The sequence below is a fragment of the Paenibacillus ihbetae genome, from assembly GCF_002741055.1.
Classification (GTDB): Bacteria; Bacillota; Bacilli; order Paenibacillales; family Paenibacillaceae; genus Paenibacillus_AQ; species Paenibacillus_AQ ihbetae.
This window is the reverse complement of sequence record NZ_CP016809.1, coordinates 2,400,603-2,418,203: the sequence shown is the minus strand read 5'-3', so window position 1 is coordinate 2,418,203 and position 17,601 is coordinate 2,400,603. Positions and strand designations below refer to the sequence as shown.

At 55.0% G+C, this 17,601-nt stretch carries 19 protein-coding genes; 11 read left to right on the top strand and 8 right to left on the bottom strand.

Annotated elements, in window-relative coordinates; genetic code table 11:
- Positions 1-29: 29 nt before the first annotated feature.
- The 4 genes from BBD41_RS10860 to BBD41_RS10845 all read right to left on the bottom strand — a co-directional run bounded on the left by BBD41_RS10860 (position 30) and on the right by BBD41_RS10845 (position 4,174).
- Positions 30-1,025: a sensor histidine kinase gene (locus BBD41_RS10860; protein WP_099477590.1), complete on the bottom strand. Its 996-nt coding sequence runs from the start codon at positions 1,023-1,025 to the stop codon at positions 30-32.
- Positions 1,022-1,723: a response regulator transcription factor gene (locus tag BBD41_RS10855; protein ID WP_077569838.1), complete on the bottom strand. Its 702-nt coding sequence runs from the start codon at positions 1,721-1,723 to the stop codon at positions 1,022-1,024. Before BBD41_RS10855 ends, BBD41_RS10860 begins: the two co-directional genes overlap by 4 nt.
- 205 nt (positions 1,724-1,928) lie before the next feature.
- Positions 1,929-3,491, bottom strand: coding sequence for a sensor histidine kinase (locus BBD41_RS10850; protein ID WP_099477589.1), 1,563 nt, complete (start codon positions 3,489-3,491; stop codon positions 1,929-1,931).
- Entirely contained in the window at positions 3,488-4,174 is a 687-nt protein-coding gene (locus tag BBD41_RS10845; protein WP_099477588.1) for a response regulator transcription factor, read from the bottom strand. Before BBD41_RS10845 ends, BBD41_RS10850 begins: the two co-directional genes overlap by 4 nt.
- Positions 4,175-4,413: 239 nt before the next feature.
- Between BBD41_RS10845 and BBD41_RS10840 the strand changes: the two genes are divergently transcribed.
- The 4 genes from BBD41_RS10840 (at position 4,414) to BBD41_RS10825 (ending at position 7,618) form a co-directional block, all read left to right on the top strand.
- Positions 4,414-5,178 carry a pirin family protein gene (locus tag BBD41_RS10840; protein ID WP_077569835.1) on the top strand — a complete coding sequence of 255 codons (765 nt, stop codon included), beginning with the start codon at positions 4,414-4,416 and terminating at the stop codon, positions 5,176-5,178.
- 423 nt (positions 5,179-5,601) lie between these two features.
- The gene (locus tag BBD41_RS10835; RefSeq protein ID WP_418304251.1) at positions 5,602-6,372 is read left to right on the top strand and encodes a C40 family peptidase; all 771 of its coding nucleotides are present in this window, start codon (positions 5,602-5,604) and stop codon (positions 6,370-6,372) included.
- A 205-nt stretch (positions 6,373-6,577) separates the two neighbouring features.
- Positions 6,578-6,775, top strand: a complete 198-nt coding sequence (locus tag BBD41_RS10830) for a YwbE family protein (RefSeq protein WP_007132443.1) — start codon at positions 6,578-6,580, stop codon at positions 6,773-6,775.
- A gap of 264 nt (positions 6,776-7,039) precedes the next feature.
- Entirely contained in the window at positions 7,040-7,618 is a 579-nt protein-coding gene (locus tag BBD41_RS10825) for a hypothetical protein (protein ID WP_099477586.1), read from the top strand.
- Positions 7,619-7,708: 90 nt separating this feature from the next.
- Here the strand turns inward: BBD41_RS10825 and BBD41_RS10820 are convergent, their stop codons facing one another.
- Together BBD41_RS10820 and BBD41_RS10815 are read right to left on the bottom strand one after the other, a co-directional pair.
- Positions 7,709-8,053, bottom strand: a complete 345-nt coding sequence (locus tag BBD41_RS10820; protein ID WP_077569832.1) for an AMP-dependent synthetase and ligase — start codon at positions 8,051-8,053, stop codon at positions 7,709-7,711.
- Between the two features lie 76 nt (positions 8,054-8,129).
- Positions 8,130-8,615, bottom strand: coding sequence for a GAF domain-containing protein (locus BBD41_RS10815; RefSeq protein ID WP_077569831.1), 486 nt, complete (start codon positions 8,613-8,615; stop codon positions 8,130-8,132).
- A 186-nt stretch (positions 8,616-8,801) separates the two neighbouring features.
- Between BBD41_RS10815 and BBD41_RS10810 the strand changes: the two genes are divergently transcribed.
- Positions 8,802-9,107 carry a hypothetical protein gene (locus tag BBD41_RS10810; RefSeq protein WP_077569830.1) on the top strand — a complete coding sequence of 102 codons (306 nt, stop codon included), beginning with the start codon at positions 8,802-8,804 and terminating at the stop codon, positions 9,105-9,107.
- A 111-nt stretch (positions 9,108-9,218) separates the two neighbouring features.
- On the opposite strand, the gene BBD41_RS10805 is transcribed toward BBD41_RS10810, so the two are convergent.
- Positions 9,219-10,208, bottom strand: coding sequence for an alpha/beta hydrolase (locus tag BBD41_RS10805; protein ID WP_099477585.1), 990 nt, complete (start codon positions 10,206-10,208; stop codon positions 9,219-9,221).
- A 235-nt stretch (positions 10,209-10,443) separates the two neighbouring features.
- Between BBD41_RS10805 and BBD41_RS10800 the strand changes: the two genes are divergently transcribed.
- From BBD41_RS10800 to BBD41_RS10780, 5 genes are all read left to right on the top strand, one after another.
- Entirely contained in the window at positions 10,444-11,022 is a 579-nt protein-coding gene (locus BBD41_RS10800) for a GNAT family N-acetyltransferase (RefSeq protein ID WP_099477584.1), read from the top strand.
- A gap of 2 nt (positions 11,023-11,024) precedes the next feature.
- Positions 11,025-11,783 carry an energy-coupling factor transporter transmembrane component T family protein gene (locus BBD41_RS10795; protein ID WP_099477583.1) on the top strand — a complete coding sequence of 253 codons (759 nt, stop codon included), beginning with the start codon at positions 11,025-11,027 and terminating at the stop codon, positions 11,781-11,783.
- 272 nt (positions 11,784-12,055) lie between these two features.
- Positions 12,056-12,586, top strand: a complete 531-nt coding sequence (locus tag BBD41_RS10790; RefSeq protein ID WP_099480563.1) for an ECF transporter S component — start codon at positions 12,056-12,058, stop codon at positions 12,584-12,586.
- Entirely contained in the window at positions 12,583-14,211 is a 1,629-nt protein-coding gene (locus BBD41_RS10785) for an ABC transporter ATP-binding protein (RefSeq protein WP_099477582.1), read from the top strand. The genes BBD41_RS10790 and BBD41_RS10785 overlap by 4 nt, the downstream gene beginning before the upstream one ends.
- Before the next feature lie 156 nt (positions 14,212-14,367).
- Entirely contained in the window at positions 14,368-15,888 is a 1,521-nt protein-coding gene (locus BBD41_RS10780) for an MDR family MFS transporter (RefSeq protein WP_099477581.1), read from the top strand.
- Positions 15,889-16,078: 190 nt separating this feature from the next.
- On the opposite strand, the gene BBD41_RS10775 is transcribed toward BBD41_RS10780, so the two are convergent.
- Positions 16,079-16,546, bottom strand: coding sequence for a MarR family winged helix-turn-helix transcriptional regulator (locus BBD41_RS10775; protein WP_077569824.1), 468 nt, complete (start codon positions 16,544-16,546; stop codon positions 16,079-16,081).
- 310 nt (positions 16,547-16,856) lie between these two features.
- On the opposite strand from BBD41_RS10775, the gene BBD41_RS10770 reads away from it, so the two are divergent.
- The gene (locus BBD41_RS10770) at positions 16,857-17,591 is read left to right on the top strand and encodes an ABC transporter ATP-binding protein (protein WP_077569823.1); all 735 of its coding nucleotides are present in this window, start codon (positions 16,857-16,859) and stop codon (positions 17,589-17,591) included.
- Positions 17,592-17,601 lie beyond the last annotated feature (10 nt).

Below are 17,601 nucleotides of genomic sequence, written 5' to 3'. Positions count from 1 at the left end.
ACAGTTTCCTTACAACCTTGTAAGGTTTATTAGCGATCAGAACGTTCAAAAATGATGCGGACCGTGGTGCCTTCGCCCACCTTGGATTCAATCTCCAAGGCATGACCGAGCTTGTCCAGGATCTGCTTCACGAGATAGAGCCCCATGCCGGTCGACTCCTGGAACCGGCGGCCGTTCTCTCCGGTGAAGTAAGGGTCATAGACGCGCGGCAAGTCGCTTGCGGGAATGCCTATGCCTTCATCCCGGATTTCCAGCACGGCCTGCTCGCCCCGCGCATAGCCGGTCAGATGGATCGTGCCTTGCTCCTTCAGCGTATATCGGACGGCGTTCGTCAAAATCTGCGTCAGCACGAAGGAAAGCCACTTCTCGTCCGAGGCGGCCGTCAAACCGCTCTCGATCCTGACGGCCGGATAAATGCGGCGCCGGATGAACAGCCGTTTCTGTTCGGAGGTTACCCCGCGGACGACCTGCTCCAGCTGCAGCTGCTCAACATAGAAATCATGCTCGAAGGTATCGAGCCTAGCGGTGTATAAGACAAGGTCGAGGCCTTTTTTGAGCCGGTCCAGCTCGTCGCCGATCGCGGCGAAGCGCGGATCGTCATCATCCTGAAGGATCAGGTGGATGACCGAGATCGGTGTTTTCATCTGATGTGCCCACTGGTTGATAAAGTGGAGATGTCCCTCGATTTTATGCTTATAGTTATGCAGTTCGGTCGAGTACTGGCGGAATTGGCTGCGCAGAAGCTGCTGCAGGGCTTCGGCAAGCGGCGTATGGGAGGATTCGGCAGAGGATTCGCCGGTAACGGCTTCGCCCGTGATCGGCTGGGCAAGCCGGCGGTAGAAGGAACGGTTGGCGATATAGCGGAATGCCAAATAGCCCAGCAGCAATATGAGACTGATCATGCAGGCGTACAGGACGACCTTGCCGTTGCGGTAGCCGTCGAGCCGGTAGATAAGCGATACGAGCAGCAGCTGGGCGATGTAGACGACGATCAATGGACGCTGCTCTTGCAGGAACAGTCTCATGCGTCATCCCTCCAGCTCGGCATGAGGCGGTAGCCGCGTCCGCGTACGGTTTGGAGTCCTTCTTGGATGCCAAGCGCCGCCAGTTTTTTGCGGACCCGGGTAATGTACACATTTAGCGTATTATCATCAACGAAGGCCTGGTCATCCCAGATCTTCTCTAGCAGGCGGTCGCGGCTGACAACCTGCTCGGGCTTCTTCATCAGCTCGTCCAAAATTTTCGCCTCCGTATGGCTGAGCTCGGTATGAGCCTGATCCAGCGATAGGGAGAGGCGCTCGACATCCAGCGTAAGGCCGGATACCGACAGCGTCCGTTCGTTCTGCCCGGCAGCGTAGGAGCCATAAGCGCGGCGAAGCTGGCTCTTGATCTTGGCCATGGCGATCTCGTAATCGAACGGCTTGGTAATGTAATCGTCCGCACCGTTTTCAAGCGCCATCACCTGGTCCATCTTCCCGTCGCGGGCCGAAATGAAAATAATCGGGCAGGTGGAGAGGCTCCGGAACTGACGGCACCAGTAATAGCCGTCGTACTTGGGCAGATTGATATCCAGCAGCACGAGATGGGGATCGAATTCCTCGAATTGATCGCGGACCATTTCGAAATCATCAACGGACTGGGTCGTATATCCGAATTTATGAAGATGCTCTTTCAGCAGGCTGACGAGGCGGGTGTCGTCCTCAACAATCAAGATTTTGAACATATCGATAAAATTCCCTTCAATTGACATTGTTCTAACGTTTGTTATTGTACCAAATTGTCAGGTTGCAGGGAAAAACAAAGAGACTGTCCAACAGGATTTTTAAAAATGAAAACCCTGGAGACAGCCCTATGCAGGTTTGCTGTATGGCCACAAGGCCTCACGAGCGCTAATGGGAAGAACGATGGAGTCTCTCTCGCTTAGGCCCCTATTCCGACGGCCATTCCGCGCAAAATGCAGTTCCCTCACCGAGGGTGCTGGCGACGGACAAGCTGCCGTCGTGCGCAGCCATGATGGAATGGGCAATGGCCAGTCCGAGTCCGGCCCCGCCCTGGATGCGGGCTCTTGAACGATCAATGCGGTAAAAGCGCTCGAACAGATGGGGAAGATGCTCCTCCGGAATGCCGGGCCCGTTGTCGCTTACGGTGAGCACGGCGCGATCCCCTTGCTGCTTCAAGGACACGGTAATGACGCCATCGCTTGGATCGGTGTGCTGAACCGCGTTTTGGAACAGGTTGTAGACGACCTGCTTCAGCTTGTCGGGATCGCAGCGCCCTTGGACAGGAAGAGTCTGGAACGCTGCGGTTCTGTTCCGGGCGAGCATTCGTAAATGCGGTTCCATCTCGCGGAGCAGCTGATCCAGTCTTGCCTGCTGAACCTGAAGCTTCGGCCTCTGGTCAAGCTTGGCCAGCAGCAGCAGATCCTCGACCAGCTTCTTCATCCTCCTGGATTCCCCGTGCATGCTGGACAGCGCCGCATGCAGCTGTTCCGGGTGATCGGCTGCCCCGCGCAGCAACACTTCCAGGAAGCCGTGTATGGAGGTAAGCGGCGTTCGCAGCTCATGCGAAGCATCGGCAACAAACCGCCGCATGTGCTCTTTCGCCTCCCGTTCGGCTTCGAAAGCATGCTCCAGCCGTTCGAGCATGCCGTTGAACGACTCGGCCAGACGGTCGATTTCCTGCTGGCCTTGGGATGCCGGAAACCGTTCCGCCAGATTCCCGGCATCGGTGCTCTTGACCGTATCCACGATCCGGTTCAGAGGCAGGAGCGTCCGGCGAAGCAGAGGCAGATACAACGCCGCGCCGCCCGCCATCGCGAGAAGGGCAAGCAGGGCGAAGATGATGAGCTGCCGCATCAGCACGGCATGCAGCGCGTCCGTGTCGATCCCGAGCTGAAGCAGGCCGGTAAGGGATTCGGGGCCTCCAAGCGGCCGGAACACGATCAGCTGCTCGTTGCCATCGGCATCGTCGACAACCTTGTATTTCACGGGCCGGTGCTCCTGGAACTCCTGAAGGATTTGACTGTAGGTATCGGACGATAGCTTGGGAGCGGTCCGTCCGCTGCTGTCCGAGGACAGATCGGTATGGCTGCCGTTCGTTTCGATCCGGGCAAGGGACATGTTCGGCAGAAACATCAGAGGTCTTTCCGAACGCGGGGGAGTTGTCCATCCCTTGCCTGCATTCCCCGCCGAACCGTTCGATTCGTCCGTCGTTTCGTCCGCCGTATTGTCCGTGCCGGGGCGGGGCATCGCATGCCGCGCGGCGTTATCGGGATCCGGATCCCAGATCTCCCTTGGGATCGCGCGAAGCTGCAGGGTCAGCGCTTCCGCCTGGTTCTGCAGCATGGCGTTCTTCATCCAGACATATTGCAGCGTGCCGATCAGAATCAGCAGCACGGCGAGGACGAGGAGGGATCTGGACAGCAGCTGCATACGCAGCGAACCCGGCCCTCTGAGCCGCAGCCGCCGCTTGACCTGCTGTTGCCGGCTCATGGCAAGTCCACCCGGTATCCGGCTCCGCGCAGGGTCCGGATGATGCGATGCTCCTTGTCCCCCAGCTTCTCCCGCAGCGATCGGATATACACTTCGACGATATTATCCTCTCCGCCGAAATCATAGTTCCATACGATATTCAAAATATTCGCCTTGCTGAGCACGGTGCCGTGCTTGGTTACAAGCAGCTTCAGCAGCTTATACTCCGTAGGCGACAACCCAAGCGCCTCTCCGCGAAAGGCGATCTCCTTCTTGCGATCGTCAATGACAAACGGCCCCAGCCGAATTTCTCCGAGCAGGCCGGGGAACTGATTGCGAAGCCGTGCCTGGATGCGGGCAAGCAGCTCCTCGAAGCTGAACGGTTTGGCCATATAATCATCGGCCCCGATTAAGAGTCCTTTGACGCGGTCATCGATTTCATCCTTCGCCGTCAGCATGATGATCGCAATATCCGCTTCTTCCTCTTTCAACCGTCGGCACACCGTTAAGCCGTCGGTACCGGGCATCATGATATCGAGAATGATGACATGCGGCCGGTAGCCGTAAGCGGCAGCCATTGCGCTCTCCCCGTCAAATGCCGTCTTTACATCAAAGCCCTCATTAAGTAATCCCAGCTCCAAAAATTGCAGGATATGCGGCTCGTCATCGACGAGCAATATACGAATACCGTTGAATGTTTCCATCGCTTGCAGCGCTCCCCTATCAATTAGCTAAGCCTATCATAAGCAGTCTAACTGAAGACCAGCTGAACCTAACCTGAAAAAAAACTAAAAAATAGACTGCTGCATTAAAACGGATACAGGGAAAAATAGGATGTTGATATATAATCTGTTATCAGCGATGCTATCTTGAAGCCGAATTAATCTGGGAAAGTCACCTGTTCATAGGGAATTTGGGGAATAGGTAAAGGGGGAGACTGAACATGATAGGCAAAGTATATATGCCGGAGAACTATGGGAAAGGCTCTTTAGACGGAGGAAGAATTGCGGAGCTGAAGCCGATCGGCCTCACAGGGGAAGGATCGGCCGTGAATCGTGTAGGGCCGATATTCTATTGGTCTTGGTTTCGTTCGCCTATCGAAGGCACTGTTGAAGAACATCCTCATCAAGGATTTGAAATCGTAACTTATATGATACAGGGCACTGCAGTCCATCAGGATTCGCAGGGACTGCGCGGCGAAACGGGAGCCGGCGGCCTGCAGCTGATGAGAGCGGGCTCGGGGCTTACACATGAGGAGCATTATACCGGACCCGATGCGGAAGGCTTTCAAATTTGGCTTGAGCCTTATCTGCGCGATTCGCTGAAGCAGAACCCGGCCAGCCGACAGTATCGGCAGGACGCGTTTCCGGTGAATCGTATTCAAGGGGGCTCGGTGACGACGTTAATTGGCAGCGGTTCCCCGGTCGACGTTTCGGTGGATGCAAGGATGCTGGATATTCAGATTTTAGCCGGACATGAAGCCAAGTATGAATTGAAGCCCGGTAGGTATGCCGCCGCACTGACAGTTCGGGGAAAGGGCAAATTCAATTCAGCGGAGGACGAGCTGGTCTTCCATCATCGGGACTTTGTCGTCTTGAAATCAGAGGATGGGGAATGGCTAACCCTAAAGGCTCAGGACAATCTGCGGATGATTCTCATCGATGTGCCGGAAGATCCTGGGTATCGGCTGTACGCCAAAAGGCCATAAAGCCCTAAAGATTACAAAATTGTAGTGGAATAAGATATAAGTCGTGCGATAAACTAGAGTTTGTCTGATAGGAAAGCGATCGGACAAGCTCTAATTTTATCCCTTCCGCATTCAAATACACCGTAAGAATAAAGACCCAGCATACCGTAGAGCCGTCAAGGACACTGCGGAGGCATGGGTTATTTTGGTATTTATTTCTTCAAATATGTGTAATTTATTCAAAATACAGGTCTAAAAAGCGACTAAAGTCCCCCTTCTTACCAATACTTGGCATGCCCTTTTATGAAATTAGTTGCATGCGTCCCGAGACATAGCCTGTCTATAATGATTGCGGGATCACGAAATATGACAATTTCGTCATTCCTAAAATCAAACGAGACGGGGGAGATTCATATTTTCTCGAAAACAAGTGTTAAACGATTGATGGCCGGAGCACTACTCTCAGCAGCTGTTCTTGGTTCTTACGGATATGGGTCTGTGAATGAGGTTGCTGCTGCAAGCGTGCAGTCTGGAGCAAGCGGTGTAGCAAGCGGGAATGTATATATGCGCAGCCAGCCTTCGACGTCGGGCAAGGTGGTTGACCGTGTCTATAAAGGCGACAGCGTTCAAATTCTGGGCAGCAGCTCGGGATGGTATAAGATTAAAAACTCGGAAGGCAAGCAAGGATACGCTTCTTCCAAATACATTACCCAGAAAAGCGGCTCTTCAAACTCCAATTCCGGAAGCGGATCGGAAAGCGCTGCCAAGCCGTCCACCAATGCCACCGTTGAAAAAGTCATCAGCGCAGGCATGAAGTACCTGGGCACACCATACGAATTCGGCTCCAACCGCAGCTCGACCAAGACCTTTGACTGCTCGGCATTCGTACGCCGCGCATATATGGACGGGGCAGGCATCACGCTCCCTGGCAACTCCCGGACGCAAGGTCAATGGATCAAGGATAAGGGAACCGATGTATACAACATCAGCCAACTGAAGCGCGGCGACCTTGTGTTCTTTATGAGCTACAGAGGATCCTCGGCATCTGCGTATGCCGGTGTGAATAAAGCAACTCAGCGAATCACGCACGTAGCGATCTACTTGGGCGATAACAAGCTGCTGCACACGTACTCCAAAAAGTCCGGCGGTGTCCTGGTAGGCGATTTCAGCAGTTCCTGGAAGAACCGCTTCCTCTATGGCGGAAGCGTACTGTAACATCGACGTGAACCGTCATATCATCATATGTGTCTGACCATAGGGCCGTTCCTTGAATGGATGTTCGAATCCAAGAAGGGGCGGCCCTGTGTTTGTTATGGAATGAAAGGACGGTGATTTGCAATTGAAAGCCGCATTCAGTATGGTGTACATAATATTCATTACAGCAGAAGAAACACGCTAGACGAACAGGAGTGATCAGAAAATGAATGGCGGACAGCGTTCCAACATCAAGCCGGGACTTGAAGTGGATATCGTATTGAAGCAGGATCAGCGAACAGGAAAGCTTACACGCGGCGTAGTGAAGGACATATTGACCAACTCTCCCAGCCACCCGCACGGCATCAAGGTACGGCTGCAGGATGGGCAGGTCGGACGCGTAAAACATATCTACGAGCCGTAAATTCACGATTCATCAGCCGAAGAGGATTCTTTAGAGCTTCGCAGCGCGTAATACCGGTTATAGCGTTTGTGGTCCATTTTTTGGAGTGGGGACCGGCGCCATCGTTTGTGAACCCCCTCATTGAGTCACGATGGATCATTTGAAGCTTATGTAAAAGCCGTTTGGAGCCCCTTTCCTTGGGGGTTATTCCCAAAAACGGTTTTTTTTAATGGAGCATGCAACATTGTCACCGCTTCGGCCGTCTGGAGGTAGAGGTGATCAAATATGCGAAAATACCTGATAGCCGCGGCTATTGTGATGTTATTTATAACGGGATGCGCCCAGAAAGGAGAGCCTGCGCCTGCCAGTCCAGAGCCTGCCCAAGATCAAGCCGCCCGGCCGAGCCGTGCCGAGGTGAAGGATAGAGATTTCATTTACCGCCTTGTCAGCGAAAGCGAGCGCTACGGACAAGGGGAGAAGCCGAAGCTTTATGCGGAGCTTGAATATGTCGGGGAGCAGGATGAGATTACTATTGGCCATGCGGCTTCTCCATTCTATTTTCCCATGAAGGAGCTGACCCGAAATTACAACATTGACTATATGATGAATGAGCCGTATATTACAACAACCCTGAAGAAGGGGGAGCCATTGCGGAAGGAGTATACAGGCAGCGGCGGCTATAGCGAAAATGATACGAAGGATTATCAAAATTTCATTCGTTCCTTAAAGGATGGATTTCCTGAGGGACGCTATGTCGTCTATGGCTCGGCTGACTTCGTGATTCACCCGGCCGAAGGAGAGGCGAGTGAAGAGCCCGAAAAGTACAAGATTCAGGCAGAAATTGAATTTGAGGTAAGCCCGTAAGCAAAGGCGGAGGGTCTACCTGTTTAATCGTTAAGGGGCTCCCGGGTTTTGCGGGAGCCCCTAATTTGTCTTGGCACCTAAGCCTTATTCTTATTGGAAGCCTTGATGCGAATTCGGGAAGCCTTGGCCGAAGGAAGGCTGGATATGCTGGACTTGGTTAGCCCGGGCCGAAGACTCCACTTGCCTCACCAGCTGAGAGATTTGCTGGAACTGCTGAATCGCAGTCTGGTGCCCTTGCAGCGCGGACTGGATCATTTGCGTTGCTTGACGCTCGCGTTGTGCAAGCTCTTCCAGTCTGGCGGCGTTCTGCTGCTCCTGCTGCATCATCTGCTGGTACATGGCGGAAGCTTGCTGCGTTTGCTGCGTCAGCTGCTGCAGCAATTGCTCACACTGGCGGATTTGCTGCGAAATTTGCGTGTTGTTCGTTGAATACATGCGCGTATTCCTCCTCAAGAAGTTGTAGGTGTAAACCCTTGATTAGTGTGCGGAACAACACGGGGAAACATCCGGTCTACAGGGATAGAGAGCCTTCCAATATGTGGACGAATTCCTCCAGGAACTGCTGATCCTCTTGATCGAATCTTCCCTTTAGCGGACTATCGATATCCAGAACACCATAAAGCGCTCCGTCAACGATGATCGGAACAACAATTTCGCTGTTGGATGCGGCGTCGCACGCAATATGCCCAGGGAATGCATGCACGTCCTCTACCAGAACGGTGGATTGCTTGGCAGCGGCTGTTCCGCATACTCCCCGGCCCATCGGAATCCGGATGCAGGCCGGCAGCCCCTGGAAGGGACCGAGCACAAGCTCCTTGCCGTCATAGAGGTAGAAGCCGACCCAGTTGGTATCTGTTAAAAAATGCTTCAGCAAGGCCGAGGCGTTTGAAAGATTGGCAATCGCATTGGGTTCGTCATGAATCAATGCCTTCAATTGTTGAAGGACCTGGGCGTACTGCTCGCTCCGGGTACCCTCGTATGGCGTATTTTGAAACATCGTGTTCCCCGCCCTTCCTTTATCATGTTATCGTTCACTCACGATAGTATAAGTATAAGATATTCGTCAAGCATTGGCATCCGGCCAGGGCCGTATCGATCAGAATCCGCTGATTCCCCGCACCTTCCGAGGGGTAATGAATGACAGAATAGGTGCCAACCTAGAGTCAAGGAGGAGAGGATCAGAATGCGTGCAGATGTACAAAATTTGTTTATCGGTATTCACATGCTATACCACGCCCACGAACGGGATCTTACCGTCAGTGAAATGCAGCCCGAGCTCGAACGCCATGGATATAAGGTTGGCGACCGGGAGGTTAAGCAAGAGCTTGAACGCTTGACGCAGGAAAATTTCCTGACGGCCCATGGGGATGCATACAGCCTGACGGGGGCCGGAATCGAAGAGTTCAAAGAGATTCAGAGCCGGCTGAAGGAGCTCTGCAACGAGGTGCTGAAGCCGGTCAAAGTGAAGAAAGCGGACACCATGGCTTAACGGCAGCTCCCCTTCTTTTTTGAAAAAAATATGAAAGCAGCCCTGAATAGGTCAGGCTTTGGCCGGACTCGGGGCTGCTTTTTTGATTCCATGCTCCAGTATAAAAGAGGGTTATACGCTTTCGAGCGAGCGGTCCATCGGCACAGAGCTCAATTCGGCCTGCTGCAGCCGGGGCTGCGGGCTTATCTCTGGCTGGCCCATGTACTCCCGAAGAAACGAATGGACCTCTTCCCTGTAGCCTTTCGGATCAATATGATAGGCATTGGCATGAATAGCTCCTTCAATAACGAGCAGCTTCTTCGGCTCAGGCTTTGCCTCATACATTTCAAGGCTCATCCGGGTTGGGACGTAATTGTCCTTCGACCCATGGATAAACATGACGGGAAGCGTACTTTCCCGTACTGCACGGATCGGGCTGACCTGATTCAGGCTGAAGCCGGCTTTCCGGCGTATGCGGGCATTGACCCAGGAAAGGAAAGGTCTGGCCGGGATTTTATGAAGCGAGGACAGCTGGTGGCGGATGAGGTCCGTCAGATCGGAATAGGGGCAGTCTGCGATGACAAGCTTCACTTGCGGAGCCGCGATCGATAAATATTCCAGAACGGTGCCTCCGCCAAGGGATTGCCCATGCAGTCCGACAGCGATATCCTTCCCGTATTGCGAGGTAAGCCAGCGAATCCATGCCTGGACATCGTATTTTTCATAATAGCCGTACGTCGTATAGCGGCCTTCGCTAAGGCCGTGCCGGCGCTGATCGATCAGCAGCACATTGTAGCCTTCCTCGGTGTACATATCGATAAACTGGGTGGATACCGCCCGGGACCCGGTATACCCGTGAACGATGAGCATCCAGTGCTTGGAGCCGGGATTCGCTTCGATTGCTGCGCCGCACAGCCTCAACCCGTCAAAGCTGGTAATGGTCACTTCTTGCTTGCTGAGCGATTCGTACCTTTCACGCGTGTACAATCCCGCCTGCTCAAGAACGGTGAACAGCCTCAGGTCATTTTTCACTTTCATCCGCGTGATTTGGAGATATCCGATCTCCGTGATGGCTGCGGCGATAAGAGCAGCAACGATCAGAACGACTATAGTAATATACATATCGAATATCCCTCCTCTGTTCTATGCTGATGAACGGGGGATGCTGCGCATATTGACGGATGCCTCCCGAATCCATCAATATAGATAGCATCCAAGCCCGGATGAGGATATGCTTGCACATCCCGGGCCAAAGGAATCTTGATCTTAATTAGCTATACATCTTTTATACACGCAGTTAGTATCACCGAAAACGTTAATTACAAGTCAGCAATTTTTCTTAAGGGGGGTGAACGCAGTGTACGCATGTGAAGGCCATATTCCGGAGCTCGCGGGCGAACGGGTCCTGCTCCGCAGACTTACTGAGGAAGACGCTCCGGATATGCTCCGCTGCTGGTCGGATCCGGACACGAGAAGGTTTATCGAGCTGCCGCCTATGCAAGCGGATGCGGATGCGGCGGCGCTTATCGCCTGGCTCAACGGCCTGTCGGAAGAAGAGGAGACGCTCAGGTGGGGCATTGAGCTTGCCGGCTCCGGACGGGTCATTGGCAGCTGCGGACTGAACCAATGGCAGCTGGCAGGGGCGTACCGCGGCGAATTCGGCTGCGAGCTGGCGAGCGATTGTCAGGGACAAGGCTATATGTCGGAAGCGGCCGGGCTAGCGATGAGATTTGCTTTTCAAGAGATGGGCCTGAATCGGATCGAAGCCTTTGTTCAGCCGGGCAATGACAGAGCGTTACGGCTTTTTGAGCGTTTAGGCTATGCGCGGGAAGGCGTATTGCGGGAGTATCGGCATACATCCGCGGGTTATGTGGATGCCGTCGTTTTTTCCATGCTAAAAAGGGATTGGAGTTATCGCAAGGGAGAGGTTGGATAAGCATGTTGATTCAATACAGAAGGGGGAGCTCCTTTCTTCATCGATATGATCCGCTAAGCAAGCTGGTCATTCTGCTGTGTACCGCGGTGATCGCCATGATGCTGGACCAGGCCTGGCAGCAGGCGGTGTTTCTTCTACTATGCATTGGCACGGCCCGATTCGCCGGACGACTATCCTGGAGCAGCTTGCTTCTTGGCATCCGGCTGATTGCCGTCGTGGCCGTCCCGTATTTCATCTTGACCGGTCTGACGGTTAAGGGGGAAACCGTGTGGCTGCACTGGGGACCTTTGACGCTTACGACGGAGGGGCTGAATGCTGCAGGAGCGATGTCGCTTCGGATGTTTACGCTGTTTCTGTCCTCTATGGCGTATATCGTCACGACCGACCCGCGGGAGCTGGTGGCAGAGCTGAATCGCAGACTTCGCGTTCCGTACCGGTTTGCCTTCGGCATTTCCGCTGCACTCACGTTTATTCCGCTCCTGGAGCAGGAGGGAGCCCAGATTCGGGCGGCCCAGCAGGTTAGGGGACATCAGCCTCCCAAGGGGCTCATGGGACGAATCCGCTATGGGATGGCATTCGTATCGTCAGTGCTGCTAAATGCGCTGCGGCGGGTTCAGCAGACGGCCGGCGCTATGGAGGCCAAGGGCTTCGGCGCGCATCCGGACAGGACGTTTCGCCAGACGGTTAACGTTTCGCCAATGCATGTCATTTCTGCATTCGTCTATGTCTTGTTAACGGTATTGTTGGGGTGGATTGTTTAAATTGTTAACCTGTAGATGCGAAAATATGGTTGACGATAAGCGCGAATCGAGGCAAAATATGACTTAGCAAAGCGTCCGGCTTGGCCCGGATTATAAGTCCGGCAGGCATGATTCGTCGGACTGGCTGATCATTTCGATCGGCTGCGTAAGACGCTGGCTAACCAAACCAACCCGGGCTGACCGATAGGGACGGGACCTAAGGAGGATTAATTTTGAATCATTCATCAACGAATCGAAAATGGTTTGCATTCACGACGCAGGAAATTATTCTGATGGCGATGCTGGCTGCGGTCAACGCCGTCATCACCGTGTATATCGGGCCGGTCAACAAGCTGCTGAGCAGCCTTGGCGGACCGATCGCGACATCGACGACCACCGGCATCTACATGGTATACGGCCTGCTGGCTTATTACATTATCCGTAAACCCGGAACCGCGGTTGTCACCTATGCGATCGGAGGAACGATCCAGGCCATGACAGGAACGGTCTACGGCATTGCGTCATGCTTTGTCGCTGCTGCATGCTACATGGTCATCGCCGAGATTATTTTTGCAGCTATGCGTTACCGGAATTGGAGCGCGGGCGTGCTGATGCTGGCCGGCGGTGCGATGGTGCCGCTCTGGTTCGTGTTCGCTGCGAATATGTTCGGCTACACGGCGTGGCCGATCGGTGTTCTGGGGATTGCGCTGGTCGTGCGGATATTAAGCGGGATCTTCCTGTGCGGCCTGCTGACGAAAGTGCTGGGCGAAGCTCTGGCGAAGACGGGGCTGCTGCGCAGGTTTGCCGTCAGCGCGAAGGGATGATTGGCTTGATCGGAACGAAGGTGGAATGCCGGGATCTCGGTTTTATATACGACGGCGAGGAGCAGCCGGTCCTGCATCAGCTCAGCTTCACGGTGCAGCCGGGCGAGCGGATGGCCGTGATCGGGGCAAGCGGATGCGGCAAATCCACGCTGTGCCAGCTGCTGAGCGGCCTTCTTCCGCGAAGCGGGGGCGGAACCCGGGAAGGCGTTCTGCTGCTGGACGGGATGGATCCCGCCTCAGCCCCGCTTGCCGATGTTACGGAGGCGATGGGGGTGCTGTTCCAGGATCCCGATGCGCAGCTTGTCCAGGGCATCGTCGAGGATGAAGCGGCGTTCGGGCCCGAGAACCTGCGGGCTGCGCCGGAAGAGATCGAGCGGCGCATCGCGGCCTCTTTGACCGCGGTCGATCTGCTGGACCGGCGGTCCGACCCGGTGCGCAGCCTGTCCGGCGGACAGCGGCAGCGCACCGCCATTGCCGCGGTGCTGGCGCTACAGCCGCGGCTGTACGTCTTCGACGACGCCTGCGCGAGCCTTGATGCGGCTGCGCAGGCGAGATTCCTGCAGCTGTGCGTTGCGCTGCAGGGCGAGGGCCGGACGCTCATTACGGCGTCCGGCCGCTTTGACGATGCCGCGCGCGCCGCGCAGCGCGTCATCGTCCTGGACGGCGGCACCGTCGTGCTCGACGGGCCGCCGGAGGAGCTGCTGCGCCGCTGCGGGGAGCAGCTGGCGCAGCTGGGGCTGCTGCCTCGTCCCGCAGGGGAGGCAGCAGGCGGCGCGGCCGCGCGGGGTGCCGTGGCCCCGCCAACCGCCGCGCGATCCAGGGCGCCAGCGGATGGCACCGCAGGTATGCAAGGCGCCGCATCACAATCGGCGTCGGCTGCACCCGTCACTGCGGCCGCGCCAAATGCGCCCGCCGCCAGGGCCCCGGTGCCGCTGCTTGAGCTGCGCTCGCTCCGTTACAGCTATCCCGGCGGGCGGGAAGCGCTCAGCTCTGTGGACTCTGTCCTGGAGCCTGGCAGCTGGACGCTGCTGACGGGGGAGAACGGCTCGGGCAAAACGACGCTGAGCCGTTTGATTATGGGCCTTCTGCCCGCGCCGAAAGGGAGCATCCTGTGGCAAGGGGAAGATTTGACCGGGATTCCGGTGCATCGCCGGGCCGAGCGAATCGGCTATGTATTCCAACAGCCCGAATATATGTTTACGGCTCCGAATGTCTGGGAGGAGCTGGTCTACAGCCTGCATGGCGGTCTGCCCGCAGCCAAACGCCCGCCGCTGACTGACGCCCAGCAGAGCAGGGCGAACTACCTGCTTCACACAGCAGGCTTGTCCAAGCGTCTTCATATGTCTCCTTATCTGCTCAGCCAAGGAGAGAAACGGCTGCTCAGCCTGATCAGCCAAATGATCCTTGCCAGGCCGCTTTATATTTTGGACGAGCCGACCTCCGGCATGGACTATGCCGCTATGGACCGCATCGTCCAGCTCTGCCGGTTTGTCACGGACGAGGGTGCGGCGATTCTGATGATTACGCACGATCCGGCCATCATGCGGCCGTACGCCGATTCGGTAATCCATCTTCGGGGCAGAAACCCAGAAGAGTCTGTGCATATGCCCCAGCAGCCTTTATAATAGAAATATTACATGTGCGAAAAGCGCTCCTGCATAATTGGGAGGCGCTTTTTATACTGTTGTCAGCTCTTTTTCGCATATATTTAATCGCCGGGGGATGGGTGCTCGGCAGCGAGCGGTGAAGAAGCTGTTCAAAGCAAAGGGGACGAAGGACACGTGAATGCACTGAAACAAAATAAGCGGGGCTATATTCTGGTCGGTATTTTGCTGTCGACCTTTATGGCCGCGATCGAAGGAACGGTTGTCGGACCTGCAGGACCGGCCATCATTAGCAGCTTCGGCAGCGTTAGCCTGATGAGCTGGATTTTTACCGCGTTCCTGCTTACGATGGCCGTCACGACGCCGATTTTCGGCAAAGTTAGCGATCTGTACGGGCGAAAGCCGGTATTCCTGTACGGCTCCCTCATATTCCTGGCGGGGTCGCTGCTGTGCGGCCTCTCGCAGAGCATGACGCAGCTCATTATTTTCAGGGCGATCCAGGGGATCGGGGCCGGGGCGGTAATCCCCGTGACCTTTACGATCATCGGGGACATCTACAACCTGGAGGAGAGAGGGAAGGTTCAGGGAATGATCAGCTCCGTATGGGGCATTTCGTCCCTGATCGGTCCATTGATCGGAGGATACTTTGTAGACTTTCTATCCTGGCACTGGATCTTTGTCTTCCATATGCCGTTCGGTGTCGTTTCCATCTGGTTGATTCTCCGCTATTTCCGGGAAGAGCGAACCGCCCGCAAGGTTTCGATCGATTATACCGGGGCGGCATTGTTTGCGGTCGGTATGACCGCGCTTCTCTTTGCGCTGGCTGTTGGAGGTGGAGAGGGCTATTCCTGGACTTCCCCGATGATGATCGGCCTTATCGGAGGTTCGGTGGTGCTTCTCATTGCCTTCCTGATCGTGGAGAGCCGCGTAAAGGAGCCGATGCTGCCGCTGAATTTATTCAGGATCCGCGATATTTCCGTATCTACGCTCGCGAATATTCTCGTCAGCGCGCTGATCATCGGATTAACCACGTATTTGCCGCTGTGGATTCAAGGCGTCAGGGGAGGCAATGCCACCCTGTCGGGCCTGTCGCTGGCTCCGATGTCCATCGGCTGGCTGATCGGATCAGTGATCGGGGGACGGCTGATCGTGAAGACGGGATCCCGCAAAACCGCTTTGATCGGCGTCGTATTTCTCATCATCGGGGCCGTCGGGCTGGCATTTATGTATAAGGAGACGGCACTTGCCCTGCTGCTGACATTTACGTTCATTTATGGGCTGGGCTTCGGTTATATTTCGACATTATTTCAGATTATTGCCCAGTCATCGGTCGGTTATCAGGTGCGGGGAGCCTCGACGGCGCTGAATTCCTTTATCCGGACCTTTGGACAGACGGTCGGCGTGGCGGTGTTCGGATTATGGGTGAACGCCGGGATAGCCAGCCGACTAGCAGCTGAACCGGATGCGGGCGGCATCTCCAGCGACGATATCAACAAGCTGCTGACTCCGCACGGGACGGCTGAGCTTCCGGAGGGAGCAGGCGGAATGCTGAGCGGCATATTGGAGGGAAGCTTGAATTCTTTGTTCGTCGGGATGGCCGTCATGGCTGTCGTATGTATGCTGATTGTAGCGGCTTTCCGCAATGCGCCTCCGCAGCCCGAGGATGAGACCGACGGAGAGGCGTCACCGGGGAACTGATCACGCGGCTCTTTCAATCATAAGAGAGGCTGAATCAGCATAAGCAGAATGACGAAGGCTGAAAGAATATCATGTTTTTAAAAAGTTTTTTCACGTTGATATGGCAATATCCGTATTGAAAATAGACAAAGAACCTTGCCTCACTTACGAGACAGGGTTCTTTCCTGCAATAATCGCTTTTTTCAGGACGTTACCGACCTGCCGAAGAATGGGCTTGCTTCGCATAATCCCCCATTTTTCGAAGAAGCCGGATGAGCTGAAGCTTTTCCTCTTCATTCAATCCTTCCAGTGCGTATAAGATCTGGCGCTCGTGCTCCGGATAAAGCCGCTGCATCAGAGCTTCGCCTTCCGGAGTCAGCTCGGCATAGATCACTCGACGATCCTCGGGGCATGGACTGCGGCGCACGAGCCCCTTCTCTTCGAGCCGATCGACGACATACGTCACATTGCCGCTCTGCAAGAGCAGCTGGGATCCGATCTGCTGAATAGGCAGACGGCCTGTATTATGCAAAATTTCCATGACGGCAAAAGACGTCGGGTTCAAGCCTTCGGTTTTACCGCCGTTTATGACATGCTCGTTCACGCTTTTGAACGAATTGGTAAACACTTTATACAGGCTCATCGCCAGCTGAGTTTTTCGATCCATGGTTACCTTCATCAATGCTCCCCGCCTTTTAATTGGAAATGACATGTCCATCCAAATTCCTTCAAATCTAAGATTACTCGAATCACAGGCCCCCGAAACATGCGATTTGTCACAATGGACAAAAAATATTTCATTCTCCGGCTTGGTGCCCCGCTCGCGCGTCTGGTGCCCGATCCGTCCTTTGGAGACCGAACGATGTGACCGGGCTGGGAACCGCTGCACATCGGTGCGAGGGGGAGAATCAATCCTCCTGCAACGGAATCCATCCCTATTGCGTATTACCTGAAATAGGAATCCAAATGGGATGGAGGATATACACGATATGGAAATGATGCGGGATAATCATGAATCGCAACCAGAGCCCGTTCTCGCCGTGAACATTCAGGAAGCCGGGTATGAGCCCGGGCGTCCGCGGATACGCGATATTTCATTTCGGGTCGCTCCCGGCGAGCTGCTCGGGCTGATCGGTCCCAACGGCGCAGGGAAGAGCACGACAATCAAAGCGGTTCTCGGTTTGCTGAAAGATTGCAGGGCCGAAGTCAGGATTGCCGGCGATCCGCCAAGATACGCCTACGTTCCGGAGCAGCCTGTATTTTACGAGGATTTGACGTTATGGGAGCACCTGGATCTGGCTGCGGCTGCTTACGGGATCGAGGACGGGCGGTTCAAGGAGCAGGCCGAGACGCTTCTTCGGCAGTTCGGCATGGAGGCGGTCCGGCATGAGCTTCCGGGAGGCTTCTCTAAAGGGATGAAGCAGAAGATGATGCTCATGATCGGCTTCCTCTCCAAGCCTGACGTATATATTGTGGACGAGCCGTTTATCGGCCTTGATCCAAGGGCGACGCGGGATTTTCTGAACCTGCTTCTGGAGGAAAGGCAGCGCGGGGCGGGCGTGCTGATGTCCACGCACGTGCTTGATACCGCTGAAAGAATCTGCGACAGCTTTGTCCTCATTTCACAAGGTCAAGTAGCGTCACAGGGAACACTGGACGACATCCGCATCGCGGCGGACCTTCCAGGTGCATCTTTGTTTGACTGCTTCGATGCGCTGACATGAACGGGGAGGG

Excerpts from the sequence above, each read along its gene's own strand:
- BBD41_RS10860 (WP_099477590.1), bottom strand. The coding sequence starts at position 1,025 with ATGAGACTGTTCCTGCAAGAGCAGCGTCCATTGATCGTCGTCTACATC.
- BBD41_RS10855 (WP_077569838.1), bottom strand. The coding sequence starts at position 1,723 with ATGTTCAAAATCTTGATTGTTGAGGACGACACCCGCCTCGTCAGCCTG.
- BBD41_RS10850 (WP_099477589.1), bottom strand. The coding sequence starts at position 3,491 with ATGAGCCGGCAACAGCAGGTCAAGCGGCGGCTGCGGCTCAGAGGGCCG.
- BBD41_RS10845 (WP_099477588.1), bottom strand. The coding sequence starts at position 4,174 with ATGGAAACATTCAACGGTATTCGTATATTGCTCGTCGATGACGAGCCG.
- BBD41_RS10840 (WP_077569835.1), top strand. The coding sequence starts at position 4,414 with ATGATAGGCAAAGTATATATGCCGGAGAACTATGGGAAAGGCTCTTTA.
- BBD41_RS10835 (WP_418304251.1), top strand. The coding sequence starts at position 5,602 with ATGGCCGGAGCACTACTCTCAGCAGCTGTTCTTGGTTCTTACGGATAT.
- BBD41_RS10830 (WP_007132443.1), top strand. The coding sequence starts at position 6,578 with ATGAATGGCGGACAGCGTTCCAACATCAAGCCGGGACTTGAAGTGGAT.
- BBD41_RS10825 (WP_099477586.1), top strand. The coding sequence starts at position 7,040 with ATGCGAAAATACCTGATAGCCGCGGCTATTGTGATGTTATTTATAACG.
- BBD41_RS10820 (WP_077569832.1), bottom strand. The coding sequence starts at position 8,053 with ATGTATTCAACGAACAACACGCAAATTTCGCAGCAAATCCGCCAGTGT.
- BBD41_RS10815 (WP_077569831.1), bottom strand. The coding sequence starts at position 8,615 with ATGTTTCAAAATACGCCATACGAGGGTACCCGGAGCGAGCAGTACGCC.
- BBD41_RS10810 (WP_077569830.1), top strand. The coding sequence starts at position 8,802 with ATGCGTGCAGATGTACAAAATTTGTTTATCGGTATTCACATGCTATAC.
- BBD41_RS10805 (WP_099477585.1), bottom strand. The coding sequence starts at position 10,208 with ATGTATATTACTATAGTCGTTCTGATCGTTGCTGCTCTTATCGCCGCA.
- BBD41_RS10795 (WP_099477583.1), top strand. The coding sequence starts at position 11,025 with ATGTTGATTCAATACAGAAGGGGGAGCTCCTTTCTTCATCGATATGAT.
- BBD41_RS10790 (WP_099480563.1), top strand. The coding sequence starts at position 12,056 with ATGGCGATGCTGGCTGCGGTCAACGCCGTCATCACCGTGTATATCGGG.
- BBD41_RS10785 (WP_099477582.1), top strand. The coding sequence starts at position 12,583 with ATGATTGGCTTGATCGGAACGAAGGTGGAATGCCGGGATCTCGGTTTT.
- BBD41_RS10775 (WP_077569824.1), bottom strand. The coding sequence starts at position 16,546 with ATGAAGGTAACCATGGATCGAAAAACTCAGCTGGCGATGAGCCTGTAT.
- BBD41_RS10770 (WP_077569823.1), top strand. The coding sequence starts at position 16,857 with ATGGAAATGATGCGGGATAATCATGAATCGCAACCAGAGCCCGTTCTC.